General features: G+C 50.9%; 13 protein-coding genes and 1 rRNA gene. 11 read left to right on the forward strand and 3 right to left on the reverse strand.

What is annotated here, in order from left to right; genetic code table 11:
* Position 1: 1 nt before the first annotated feature.
* From WCX18_RS12485 to WCX18_RS12535, 11 genes are all read left to right on the forward strand, one after another.
* Positions 2-1,027 (forward strand): hypothetical protein, encoded by a 1,026-nt coding sequence (locus WCX18_RS12485; RefSeq protein ID WP_345988339.1) that lies wholly within the window; start codon positions 2-4, stop codon positions 1,025-1,027.
* 176 nt (positions 1,028-1,203) lie between these two features.
* Entirely contained in the window at positions 1,204-1,638 is a 435-nt protein-coding gene (locus WCX18_RS12490) for a heme-binding domain-containing protein (protein WP_345988341.1), read from the forward strand.
* A 354-nt stretch (positions 1,639-1,992) separates the two neighbouring features.
* Entirely contained in the window at positions 1,993-2,211 is a 219-nt protein-coding gene (locus WCX18_RS12495) for a hypothetical protein (protein ID WP_345988343.1), read from the forward strand.
* Positions 2,208-2,483 carry a hypothetical protein gene (locus WCX18_RS12500; protein ID WP_345988345.1) on the forward strand — a complete coding sequence of 92 codons (276 nt, stop codon included), beginning with the start codon at positions 2,208-2,210 and terminating at the stop codon, positions 2,481-2,483. Before WCX18_RS12495 ends, WCX18_RS12500 begins: the two co-directional genes overlap by 4 nt.
* A gap of 351 nt (positions 2,484-2,834) precedes the next feature.
* The gene (gene soxC / locus WCX18_RS12505) at positions 2,835-4,148 is read left to right on the forward strand and encodes a sulfite dehydrogenase (protein WP_345988347.1); all 1,314 of its coding nucleotides are present in this window, start codon (positions 2,835-2,837) and stop codon (positions 4,146-4,148) included.
* Positions 4,129-5,313: a c-type cytochrome gene (locus tag WCX18_RS12510; RefSeq protein ID WP_345988349.1), complete on the forward strand. Its 1,185-nt coding sequence runs from the start codon at positions 4,129-4,131 to the stop codon at positions 5,311-5,313. Before soxC ends, WCX18_RS12510 begins: the two co-directional genes overlap by 20 nt.
* Before the next feature lie 22 nt (positions 5,314-5,335).
* On the forward strand, positions 5,336-5,788 hold the full coding sequence (locus tag WCX18_RS12515) for a thiosulfate oxidation carrier protein SoxY (protein WP_345988351.1): 453 nt from the start codon (positions 5,336-5,338) through the stop codon (positions 5,786-5,788).
* Positions 5,789-5,829: 41 nt separating this feature from the next.
* Complete coding sequence (soxZ, locus tag WCX18_RS12520; protein WP_231019449.1) at positions 5,830-6,135, forward strand: thiosulfate oxidation carrier complex protein SoxZ; 306 nt, start codon at positions 5,830-5,832, stop codon at positions 6,133-6,135.
* Positions 6,136-6,187: 52 nt separating this feature from the next.
* Positions 6,188-6,667 carry a thioredoxin fold domain-containing protein gene (locus tag WCX18_RS12525; RefSeq protein WP_345988353.1) on the forward strand — a complete coding sequence of 160 codons (480 nt, stop codon included), beginning with the start codon at positions 6,188-6,190 and terminating at the stop codon, positions 6,665-6,667.
* Positions 6,664-7,104, forward strand: coding sequence for an MOSC domain-containing protein (locus WCX18_RS12530; RefSeq protein WP_345988355.1), 441 nt, complete (start codon positions 6,664-6,666; stop codon positions 7,102-7,104). Before WCX18_RS12525 ends, WCX18_RS12530 begins: the two co-directional genes overlap by 4 nt.
* A gap of 53 nt (positions 7,105-7,157) precedes the next feature.
* Positions 7,158-8,117, forward strand: a complete 960-nt coding sequence (locus tag WCX18_RS12535) for a DUF302 domain-containing protein (protein ID WP_345988357.1) — start codon at positions 7,158-7,160, stop codon at positions 8,115-8,117.
* A 172-nt stretch (positions 8,118-8,289) separates the two neighbouring features.
* Here WCX18_RS12535 and WCX18_RS12540 read toward each other — a convergent pair whose 3' ends face one another.
* The 3 genes from WCX18_RS12540 to rrf all read right to left on the reverse strand — a co-directional run bounded on the left by WCX18_RS12540 (position 8,290) and on the right by rrf (position 11,361).
* Complete coding sequence (locus WCX18_RS12540) at positions 8,290-9,111, reverse strand: hypothetical protein (protein ID WP_345988359.1); 822 nt, start codon at positions 9,109-9,111, stop codon at positions 8,290-8,292.
* Positions 9,112-9,289: 178 nt separating this feature from the next.
* Positions 9,290-10,498 carry an outer membrane protein transport protein gene (locus WCX18_RS12545; RefSeq protein WP_345988361.1) on the reverse strand — a complete coding sequence of 403 codons (1,209 nt, stop codon included), beginning with the start codon at positions 10,496-10,498 and terminating at the stop codon, positions 9,290-9,292.
* Between the two features lie 747 nt (positions 10,499-11,245).
* Positions 11,246-11,361 (reverse strand): 5S ribosomal RNA (rrf, locus tag WCX18_RS12550).
* Positions 11,362-11,404: the final 43 nt, after the last annotated feature.

Below are 11,404 nucleotides of genomic sequence, written 5' to 3' on the forward strand. Positions count from 1 at the left end.
GATGCTGGACCTGGAACAACTGCAGCGCGATATCCGCAACCACTACAAGAACCAAGAACCGATGGGCCTCGAGGCTCGCATCGCCGACCTCATCGGCTACCTGGGAAGCGAATACGGGCTGGACGAAACGGATCTTACGCTTCCGGAGATCCGCTTGGTCGTCAACACGATCCTTGCGGGGCAGACGGCTGCTTTGCAGGAGGAGCTGGAAGCACTGCTGGTACAGAAAGAGCGCATCGAGCGTCAGATCGAACGCAAAAGCGAACGGATCCAGGAAGAGAAACACCAGATCTTCAATACCCTCGAGGGAATCCTCGGCGACGCCCCCGGTGAAGCCCAGGCAAAACTGCACCAGATCAAGCTGCAGTCCATCGACCTCTTTGATATGCTCGAGGAGGTCGTCGAATCCGCCATCATCACGACCCTCGAGAAAAACCACGATATCGAAGAAACCATCGAGGAGATCTGTAAAGAGATCACCTACGAGACACTGGGAGAGGGGCCGCTGGAGACCGGGCGCATCCGCCTCGTTATCGGCAGCATTCTCCACAGTGCCGTCGAAGTCGGCGAAGCCACTCCGAACCAGGCGGAAGCGATTCTGCTCGGAACCCTCCGGGGGGTGCGCAGCGGTCTCATCAAAGCCATCCGCCGTCTCAAGAAGCAGCTCCTTTACATGCCCGAAGAGCTGAAGCTGACGGCATCGATGCAGACAGAGCTTCTGCGGACCGACATCCTCTTTACCCAGGTGCTGCAGGACGAAGCGCTGCAGTGCAGCAGTGAAAGCCGCGCCCTGCTCGAAAAACTCGCCAAAGAGATCCGCTACGACCTCGAGGAGCTCGTCGAAGTCTCCAAAGAGACGGTTGACCTGATGCGCACACAGCTCAGCCAGGCTATCTCGCGTTCGCAGGTCCTCAATTCAAAAACCGCCGCAGAGGCCAAGCGTGTCGGCATCTCCGCCTGGCGCTCGGCCAAAACGGCCCTCGAAGGCGCCCTGCAGAACGCCAAGGGAAAGATCGACAAAAAATAGTTCCTGTCTGAACTGCCTTCCCTGCACGCGTACGGCAGTGTCTACGCGTACACTCCCCCATCAAATTCAACGAAAAAATATTAGCACTCACCCATGGAGCATGCATTCCAATTGAAACAAACGAATACTTTCAAAAATTTAGAAAAAGCGAAGAATAATAACTTATAATGATTCGCATGAAAAAGGTATTGATAATTGTATTACTGGTTGTAGTAGGGATTCAATTCATTCCGATGAATGTTCCCGCAGAGGTGCCGACGAAGGCTGAAGATGAACTGGAGGCACCAGAAGAGGTACTCGCCATTCTCAAACGTTCCTGTTTTGACTGTCACTCGAACCATACCACTTACCCATGGTATAGCTCGGTTGCACCGGTTTCATGGTTTACCAAAATGCATGTCAAAGAGGGTAGAGAACATATGAACTTCTCGACATGGGCGAATTATGATGATGACAAAAAGGCTGGCTACCTTGATAAGATCCCCAAGGCGATCAAAAGCAAAATGCCGCTTCCAAGTTATCTGATCATGCACGCAGATGCCAAACTGAGTGATGCGGATAAAAAAGTCCTCACGGATTGGGCAACCGAAGCGGCTTTTGAATTAGAATAGTCAACATAGCGACGCTGCACACTTAAGCGTTCTTTCCGCTTCCATCCTCCGTGATGGAAGCGGAGCCCACCCCCATACAATCACTTCCTTCTCTCTCAACCGTTTTCATCCTGCTTTACCCTGCTCACTGTAAAATAGTTCCTTTCCTGAACCGGACAAGCGACCTCCCGCTTCCCCCTGCCAAGGCGACACTATGGGATACAGAAGATTATGACGGCAACTTGAGACCTGCATGGCCACTGCCTTAACCGTCGGCAGCCTTTTCGAAGCGGGTCCGGGTCATCAGCGGGTAAGCGGAAAGCGAAAGCGAGTAATTCAACTCCCCCGTGTTACAATCGTACAAAAGGAGTTGCAATGCAGACACTGCTTTTGCTCGTGGATGACAGCTATGCCGAAACACTGAAACAGTCGCTTCCAAACGACAGGGCCTGGATCCTCGATGATCGGTACGACAGCTTCCGCTGCCAGGTTCGGATCGCCCTGGAAGAGTACCGGACATCCCCCGAAGATGTTACGATCTACCACGAAACCATCACCGACATTGATACATGGCTTGCGGAGCAGCTTTCATGAAAGTCGTCGCGACTCCACGCTTTTCCGAGCAGCTAAAAGCGCTGCTGTTGACCATGACCGAAACCGATGCGGAAGAGGCGAAACGCTTCAAGCTCTACCTCGATACCATTCTGCTCAACCTGCCGAGCAAAGCACAGAAATACAAGCCCTCTATCTATATAAATGACACGAATGTGCGGGATATCGAACACCAGGGGTGTACTATTCCATTTTATTATGACACTGCTGCGTCCGCCTGCGTGCTTTTGGGAATTATTGACAATCGTGTATAAAACTTAACGGATTTTGATTTTTTATTACTAGTATGAAAGCGGCAGATATTTTAAGCTATACTTATTTAAATTTTATACATTTGTTATAATAATATTTTTAAGTCATACACTTACCGCTATTTTTGTTTCATTTCGTAACGATATCCGGCGTAGCGGTTTGGCATTCACTCTGAATACACGTTTCGTATTGTATACTTACGTTTGATAAGATCGTGATATTGGGTTCAGCGCCTGTAAAGACAGCACATCAACAGTCGAATAACGTAAAGTTGCCGATGGTTGATGTGCTGTTTTGGTCTTATGACTATCGAAATAGTAATTAGTAAAGTTATTAATAAAAAGGGAGGAAGAATGAGAAACGAATATTCTCAACACGATGCTGAAAACGTGTCGGCCGAAAGAAGAAACTTCTTCAAAAAAACCGCCGCACTCTCAGCCACGGCGATCGCCGGTGCCGGAATGCTCTCCGGTACACGTGCGATGGCCGAAGATGATCCTGTCATTATGAACACACCGGACTGGGGTCACAAGATCGGCTATCCGGTCACAAAAAACCGCTACGGTATGCCTTCACCGTACGAGCACAACATCACTCGCCGCAACGCGCAGCTCCTCTCTTCAGGAAACTGGCAGGCATCTATCGCGATGTGTCCGATCCAGGACCTCAGCGGTATCATGACGCCGAACGGCCTCTTCTTCAGCCGCTGCCACGGTGGTATCCCGACCATCAACCCGAACGAGTGGCGCCTGATGATCCACGGCCTTGTCGAAAAGCCGCTGGTTCTGACGCTTGAGCAGCTCAAGCGCTACCCGAACGTCAGCCGCATTCACTTCGTCGAGTGTCCGGCAAACGGCGGCCCGGAATGGCGTGGACCGCAGTTCAACTCCATCCAGTTCGCCAAAGGGATGATGAGTAACGCCGAGTGGACCGGCGTCTACCTCAAAGACATCCTTAAAGACCTCGGCCTCAAGCCGAGTGCAAAATGGATGCTCGCGGAAGGTATCGACAGCTCGCACATGGGCCGTACCGTCCCGGTTGACAAAGTACTCGACGATGCGATGATCGTTTGGGGTCAGAACGGTGAAGCCCTCCGTCCGGAGCAGGGTTATCCTGTCCGCCTCCTCCTCCCGGGATGGGAAGGCAACCTCTGTGTCAAATGGCTCGGACGCCTCGAATTCGCTGCTGAACCGTTCTACGCGAAAGAAGAAACCGCGAAATATACGGCGCTCAAGCCGTCCGGCAAAGCGATCCAGCACTTCTATGCGAACGAAGTCAACTCCATCATCACCTCTCCGTGCCCGGAAAAACCGTGGACGGATCTGAAAGCCGGCGACATGGTCGAGATCGAAGGTCTCGCATGGAGCGGTATGGGTACGATCGAAGGTGTCGACGTCAGCTTCGACGGCGGAAACAACTGGGTCGAAGCGAAACTCAAAGGTCTTGTCCTTCCGAAGTCCTGGACACGCTTCAGCTTTATGTACAAATACGAAGGCAAGCCGCTGATCCTCGCGAGCCGCGCACGCGATGACGCAGGCTATATCCAGCCGACAATCGATCAAGAAACCGCAGTGATGGGTGTCGAATCTGTTTACCACAGAAACGGTATCGCCACATGGGAAGTCACTGCAGAAGGGAAGGTAAACAATGTTCAAGTTCGATCGTAAATTTATTCTTGGTGCTTCCGCAGCGGCAGCGGTCGCTATGCTCGCTACGGGCTGTGTCGAGAGCGGTGACGCTGCGGCACCGTCTGCATCCAACGGCGACAATGTCCTTACCTATGCAAACGGCAAACGCGTCATCGACGGTGGGCGTTACTATGCGACCGTCAACGGCAAAAGCGGACCGTACTATGTAAATACCGATGCGGAAAACGGCGGTTACACTTACGGGCGCACACCGACGGCAAACGAACTCGAAGCATGGAACACGACGGTCACACCGTGGCGTCTGCCGCCGAAAGGCGAAGGTACCGCTGAAGAGGGTGAAGCTATCTACGAAGCAAAATGTGTCATGTGTCACGGTGACTTCGGTTCCGGCGGCGGCGGATACCCGGCACTCTCCAAAGGAAATGCTTACGACAACGTAAAAACCCTCAAATTCCAGCGCGTCACGCCGGATGCCGAAGGTCCGATCCGCGTCTTCGGTAACTACTGGTCGGAAGCGAGCACCCTGTGGTGGTACATCATGGAAGGTATGCCGCACCCGGATACACGCACGCTGACAGATGATGAAGTCTACGCACTCGTTGCCTATATCCTGAACCTCAACGAGATGGAAATCGACGGCGAGGAAGTTGATTCCGAGTACGTTCTCGATCAGGAGAAATTCGCGAAGATCGTCATGCCGAACAAAGACGGTTTCGAACCGGTCATCGATGGTGAAAACGGTCTCGAAAATGTCCGTACCTATTTCGCGGACCCGGCAAACTTCGGCGCGCAGAAAATTGCTACTGCGGACGAGCGCTGTATGAGCAACTGTCAGAAAGAGACGGCCAAAGTCGTTCCGATCTCTATCGAGCAGAAAGAGTTCATCCCGCCGCTTTCCCAGGTACGTGACCTGCCGGAAGTTGAAAACACTGCAGGCGTTGACCTCGAAGCGAAAAACACTTATGAATCCAGCTGTGCCGTATGTCACGGTGCTGCGGGCATGGGTGCTCCGGTGGTCGGCGACAAGAAAGCGTGGGCCGCTGTTGTCGGCAAGGGTATGGACCAGGTCTATGCTCGCGCCATCAACGGTACCGACGCAGGCATGCCTCCGAAGGGCGGCACGGATCTGTCTGACGACAAACTCAAGGCAGTGGTCGATTACATGATCGGCCAGAGCAAGTAAATCTCAACCAAAGGATAAACATATGCAAAGAAGAACATTCCTCTCTCTCGCAGCTGGCGCTTGCGCCCTGGCTGCTGTACCGGCAAGCGTCCGTGCGGAAGATTTCCGTAAATCCAAGCCGACAGTATGGACGGCAAAAACTGTTGACGATGCCCTCAAAGCAATGTACGGCACGACTGCAACTGTTGCACAGGGCGTCACTGTCGTCGCTCCGGACGTTGCAAGCAACGGCGGCGCGGTACCGGTCGATGTCAAATCCGACATCGCTGCGAAATCCATGATCATCGTCCAGAACGTCAACCCGGAAGCAGCGGTTATCGTTTACGACCTCAACGAGTACAGCATCATCGACTTCTCCATCAAGATCAAGATGAAGGCTTCCGGTACGATCACAGCAGTCGTACAGGGTACAGACGGCAAGCTCTACAGCGGCTCCAAAACACTCGACGTTGCACTCGGTGGTTGTGAGGGCTGATCGCCTTCGCCTATAGAACAAAGAAATAGAAAGGTTATATCATGAGAATCAAAGCAAAACTCAAAGGTAATGTCGTTTCTGTAAAAGCGATGGCGAAGCACGACATGTGGACATACGATATCGCTGAGAAGAAAACCGGCGACCGCAACAACGCGAACTTCATCACGCACATCGACGCAAAAGTCGGCGCTGCAACCGTTATGGACGCGTCTGTCAGCCAGTTCCTCTCCAAGAACCCGATCTTCAAGTTCGCATTCAAAGGCGACTTCAAAGCGGGTGACGAACTCGTCATGACTTGGGTTGACCTCAAGGGCAACACCAAGACTTCCAAAGCTAAAATCAAGTAATCCCCGGGTGGGCGCTTCGGCGCCTCACCGTTTTCTCCCCAAGGTACCAACCGTGTATAAACACCGCATCATCACCCTCTTACTTTTTATGTCGTTCTTTTTCTCCTTGTCCGCACGCGATATCGATCTCAACCGCATAGCACTCGACACGGCCAAGCAGAAGAAGACCCTCCTGGTATGGCTTCACAAAAAGGATTGCGGCTACTGTGAAGCAATGTATGAATTCACCCTCGGGGACGAGAAAGTCGCCGCTTTACTTGAATCATCATTTCAGCTCGTCGATATCAACATCAACGACAATGATACAGTGACCTATAATGGCTTCAAGGGCAGCGGACACGACTTCGCCAAACATGTCGGGTACAATTTCTACCCCTCATCGCTTTTCCTGAATGCGGACGCAGCGCTCATCTTTGCCGCCCCCGGCTATGTCGAGGAGAAGGATTTCTTCAACATGCTCGGCTATGTCAGCAGCGGTGCATACAAATCGATGAACTATGACGGCTATAAGAAGACGGGAGCAGGAAAGTGAGTAAGCACGAAGGTAAGGTACTTGGCCTTTATCATGCCCTGAAAGGGGTTGAAGGGCGTCATGAATATGAAGAGATCGAAATCGACGATCAGGGTATCCTGGGCGATAAATACTACGGTAAAAACCTCAACCGTACCATTCTGATCACCTCCGAAGAGGCCAGCTATGTCATGGCGGCTGCAGAAGGTATCACCATGCCATACGGCTCCCTGGGGGAGAATATCGTCATCGATATCAACCCCTATCACCTCCAGCCGGGCCAGCAGCTGCAAATCGGCGATACGGTAGTCGCCATTACGCAGAACTGTACCCTCTGCAGCAGCCTCGGCAAAGTTGACGAAAGACTCCCGGAGCTTCTCAAAAACGACCGGGGCATTTTCGCGAAAACCGTTCAGGGCGGTAAGATAAAAAAAGGTGATACAGTCACTATACTCTGAATTAAGCGCACTGCCGCTACACTAGTCTCACGAACTTATCACAAAGGAGTGAGATGAATCCCTTCGCGAACGCCCTTCTCTGGGCTTTTCTGTCCCTGACGCTGCTCTCAAGCACCGCCGCATCGGAAACGGCTATCCAACAGGATATCCGTATCTTTACCGTCAACAACCCTGCAGGCAAAATTACCGGTGCCACCATAGAAAAAGCCTTTGAAACGGCCGGTTTCCTGATCGACGGCAACAATGACATGAACAAGCCCTTCCAGGCCCGGTTCGGTGCAACGCACTTTCCGGTCTACCGTCTCGCCACTATCCATGATCCCGACCTCTCCGCCAAACTGATTGCCGTTAATCCGCTGATGGGGCTGCTGACACCCCTCTCCATGTCCATCTGGCAAGACCTCGAGGGCAATATGAACGTTTCCATTCTTTCCCTCCGCGGTCTTTCGCGTATGACACGGATCCCGATGAACAATCCCGATCTCATCGCCCTGGCGGACAAAATGGGCAATGCGTTAACCACAGCACTCCCCAGCGGCCATTTCAAGCCCCTGGCCTACCAGAAGGTTGCGGATGCTTCCATGCCGCTTTCCGTCACGTTCCAGGCCACGTTTGAGGCGCCGAAAGACGGCACCGTCCTCGATGCCAAAGATGATTTTGAAGCGGAATTCGAAGCGGAGATGGAGCCGATAGGCTTTCTCTTTCCAGGTTTTATCGACGTCAACGAGGAACTCCAGGAGCGCGGAAATGACGGTTTTGACTTTTACGACACCTATTCCGTCTGTAAACTCGACGTCATCTTTCCCATCCACAAAGTGCATCCGGAAGTCGGAGCCTTCGCACCCTGTACCTTCTTTCTTTACAAACAAAAAAACGACAGCGTTGTCCACATGGGCTTCCCGTCCGTACAAAACTGGATTGCATCCACGGACATCGCCGACAAGTCCTCACTCGACCCTCTGATCAAAGCGGAGAATCTTTTTATCGACACCGTCAACGGTATCACGGAATAGCATTCGGTACGGCATTGCCGTACCGGTCCAGCATCCTTCTCAACTCTCGCAGCCGCTCAGGTACAGCGCTATGTAAAATGGCATAAAATCAGTAAACAGTATCGGTCCAAACGGGAAAGTCTTGTATGAAGCTGTAAGGATAATGAAGCCATACAGCCAAATGGCTGCATGGTTATTTGAAAGGGGTTGAAAGCTCTTTTTCGATGGCACCGGGCGTATTGACGATACGCATAAACTCACCCATCGTCAGCATCGGATAGCTGATCGCGATGTAGTATTTTGCCGCCAGGGCCGTCGCTTTACCCTCTTCGACAAGGATCGTATAGGGCAGGATCTCGGCGTTCTGCCGACCAATCGTCTCGACGAATGCCTTTGTGTCGTCGCTGAGGGCAAAACCTACAAGTGTCTTTCCCTCCCCCATGGAAAGCTTGAAGACGATATTTTTCCCGCCGTTGTAAGCGTCGAGTTTGGAGAGCAGTGCCGCCGTATCATCCTCGGCCAATTCGTAAACGTCCTCGTAATAGGGCATACCTATCATAAAGTGGTACCCCTCCAGTTTGTCGAAGGCGAAAGTGTCTTCCGAAACGCTCATCGTACCCAAAGCATTTGCCAGGGACTTCGTCAGCTGCTCGGCAAGGACGGGGTCATAATCTTTTTGTAAAAAAGCTTTACCGAAGTAGACCGGGTTTGTCACGGCGATGCGCTGATGCTCGCCGTCGACAAGTATCCGGAGGATCGCACCGAAACCGCGCCCGGGTTTCCCGGCAGCCGTCTGAAGCGCACTGTTCGTGATGATGAGCGTCTCGCTCTTTTCCGTAGCTGCATAGTGTCCGATGATTTCGAAACCGGCACTTTTGAGTCTGCTCTCCGCTTCTGACGGATCCAGATAGGCAGCATAATAGTACGCATTGACATCTCCGCCTGCCGGTTCTGTAGCGGCAGCGCCGTTCAACGCCAAAAACATCAATGCGAAATAGATCATTACTTTTTTCATTGTTTCTCCTTTTTCAATCGACAAACCTCATGCGCATTTGAGTTATTGTCTTTTCTTCCATCCGTATAGAACAAAAAATTCGGCACGGCAATATTGCATTGCTGCCGTTCTATGTCATAGCATCAAGATTGTCAGGGTCCCGCCCGGAGGCGGAAAAGTAAGCAGAAGATTTGCTTGATTAGAAGTCGTAAGTCAGCTGGAATGTGGCGCCGAGCTGTGAGTGTGTCACTTCGTTGCTCGGTCCTGTCATCATACCGTCAAGTGCGGATGTATCGAATGAAACCTTCGTTTTCATTGCATAGCCGACCGCCAGGTCCACGGAAAGCTGGTCTGTCAACGGTGCAGAAGCACCGGCAGTAATATGGTTTTCTACGACTGCCGGGAAACCAAGCAGGTTGAAGACGTTGATTGCGGCACCTTCGAGTGTCGTACCGTCCGCCTCTTCGATCGGCTGTGCACCGTGGTTGAAACCGGCACGAAGGGCATACCCGTCTACCTCGAACTGGTACCCGACAGCATAAACATCCGTGTTTTTCCAGTTGAACTGTTTATACCCTTTCGCATCGCCCCATTTCACCTGCTTGTAGTCAAAAGCAATTGTGTTGTTGCGGGTCAACTTGAAAGAGAAACCGGCACCAATTTCGGCCGGCTGCGTCAATTCATCCCCAAACGGGGCAGGCAGTATGCCCAGACCCGCGAAAGGCCCTGTTGCACCAGAAATCTGGCCCCGGTACTTCATCGGAATTTCAGCACGGTAAACGGCACCGACAGTCAAGGCTCCTACAGTATACGCGAGACCGGCGTTCCATGTCAGTTTCAGATCCTGCGCAAGGCCTTCACCGACAGTCGTTCCCATCGCATTGTAATTAATGTCCAACGCCCCGTATTGGACGATCGGTGTAAACCCGATGCTGAACCCGTTCATTTCATAAGCGAGCGGCACACCCAGCTGCATGAGCTGGAGCGCAGTGACCATATTCATAGTGCTTTGAGTATTCTCTCTGCGGTAATCCGTACCCATACCGGCAGTCCCCCAAATACCGATACCCCAGAAGAAGTGGTCACCGACCTTATTCCCTACTGAAACTTCAGGGATGACATTCAGATCCGCGGCGCTATCCTGTTTACCGTTACCGTCTTTGGCATCGTATTTGACATTCGGTGCGAAAAGCGTACCGCCGAATGAAATCTGAGTCCCCTTGACAGAACTCAACAACGCGGGGTTGTTAATCCCCGATTCGGCACCGAACGGCATCCCGATACTCACACCGCCCATCGCGCGTGATTTGGCACCCAGTCCGATCAGGTGGTCGCCGTTTGTTGCAAATGCGGATGTCGTTCCAAATGCCAATGCCGCAGCCACAGCCAATTTAATTGTACGTGTCATTTATACTCCTACGAACACAGTAATTCGACAGAAAGCCTGTGCTTTCAACTCGGATCATTATAGATAGGCAAAAATAAATTGAATCTGAATAGAAAAAATGAAATATCACAGGATCTTATCATTATTTTAAGCAGTTTGATGAAATGGAAGAAAATAAAAGATATTTATATATAAATCTTATTGAAATGGCCGTTTTTACCCCTAAATACAGTTATTTACGGCCATTTCCGTTTTTGATACAAAAGAGAGATTTTTTTGAGAATTTTATCATAATGTTACGTTTGGAAACAGTTTTTTTTACGTTTCTTGTTATTTCTTACATGTATTATTAATATTTCTACGTTCATTACCCTACAACATCCAGCAAATACATGTGTTCAATAGTACATTAGAATTGCATGTACAATGAAGGAATGCATATATAAGACGAAGGAATAGATACAGGATCATATATGCCGTATAATCATATGTTTTAGTGCCTCATATATACATTCTACCACCTAAACATTTGATGCTCTTCGGGCTTCTAAAAGCGTTTAAAATTGCATACAAGACATTGTGAAAAGCCACTTTTATTTCATAGGAATACGTAACGCACATTATTCTAAGCACAGGAATAAGATGTGACTAAAGAGAAACAGAGATCTGGAGTAGAGGCAGTAATAAGGTCATTTGGTTGATATATTGTTTTTGTTTGTAAGTAAGAATGTCAGGATTGTTTTAATAAGTAGAGGGGTAAATCCGAGAACCAGGCGGCGACCTACGTTCCCAACCCTGCAAGGGTCAGTATTATCAGCGATGAGAGGCTTAGCTTCCGGGTTCGGAATGGGGCCGGGCGTTTCCCTCTCTCTATAGCCACCTGGACAATCGGATCGAAAAGCTCCGGTGAGCTCTTGGATCCGACTG

The organism is Sulfurimonas sp. HSL1-2, from assembly GCF_039645565.1.
GTDB lineage: Bacteria > Campylobacterota > Campylobacteria > Campylobacterales > Sulfurimonadaceae > Thiomicrolovo > Thiomicrolovo zhangzhouensis.

What these genes read in the sequence shown, in the direction of transcription:
- WCX18_RS12495 (WP_345988343.1), top strand. Translation starts at nt 1,993, where the DNA reads ATGCAGACACTGCTTTTGCTCGTGGATGACAGCTATGCCGAAACACTG.
- WCX18_RS12500 (WP_345988345.1), top strand. Translation starts at nt 2,208, where the DNA reads ATGAAAGTCGTCGCGACTCCACGCTTTTCCGAGCAGCTAAAAGCGCTG.
- WCX18_RS12490 (WP_345988341.1), top strand. Translation starts at nt 1,204, where the DNA reads ATGAAAAAGGTATTGATAATTGTATTACTGGTTGTAGTAGGGATTCAA.
- WCX18_RS12510 (WP_345988349.1), top strand. Translation starts at nt 4,129, where the DNA reads ATGTTCAAGTTCGATCGTAAATTTATTCTTGGTGCTTCCGCAGCGGCA.
- WCX18_RS12535 (WP_345988357.1), top strand. Translation starts at nt 7,158, where the DNA reads ATGAATCCCTTCGCGAACGCCCTTCTCTGGGCTTTTCTGTCCCTGACG.
- WCX18_RS12515 (WP_345988351.1), top strand. Translation starts at nt 5,336, where the DNA reads ATGCAAAGAAGAACATTCCTCTCTCTCGCAGCTGGCGCTTGCGCCCTG.
- WCX18_RS12540 (WP_345988359.1), bottom strand. Translation starts at nt 9,111, where the DNA reads ATGAAAAAAGTAATGATCTATTTCGCATTGATGTTTTTGGCGTTGAAC.
- soxZ (WP_231019449.1), top strand. Translation starts at nt 5,830, where the DNA reads ATGAGAATCAAAGCAAAACTCAAAGGTAATGTCGTTTCTGTAAAAGCG.
- soxC (WP_345988347.1), top strand. Translation starts at nt 2,835, where the DNA reads ATGAGAAACGAATATTCTCAACACGATGCTGAAAACGTGTCGGCCGAA.
- WCX18_RS12545 (WP_345988361.1), bottom strand. Translation starts at nt 10,498, where the DNA reads ATGACACGTACAATTAAATTGGCTGTGGCTGCGGCATTGGCATTTGGA.
- WCX18_RS12485 (WP_345988339.1), top strand. Translation starts at nt 2, where the DNA reads ATGCTGGACCTGGAACAACTGCAGCGCGATATCCGCAACCACTACAAG.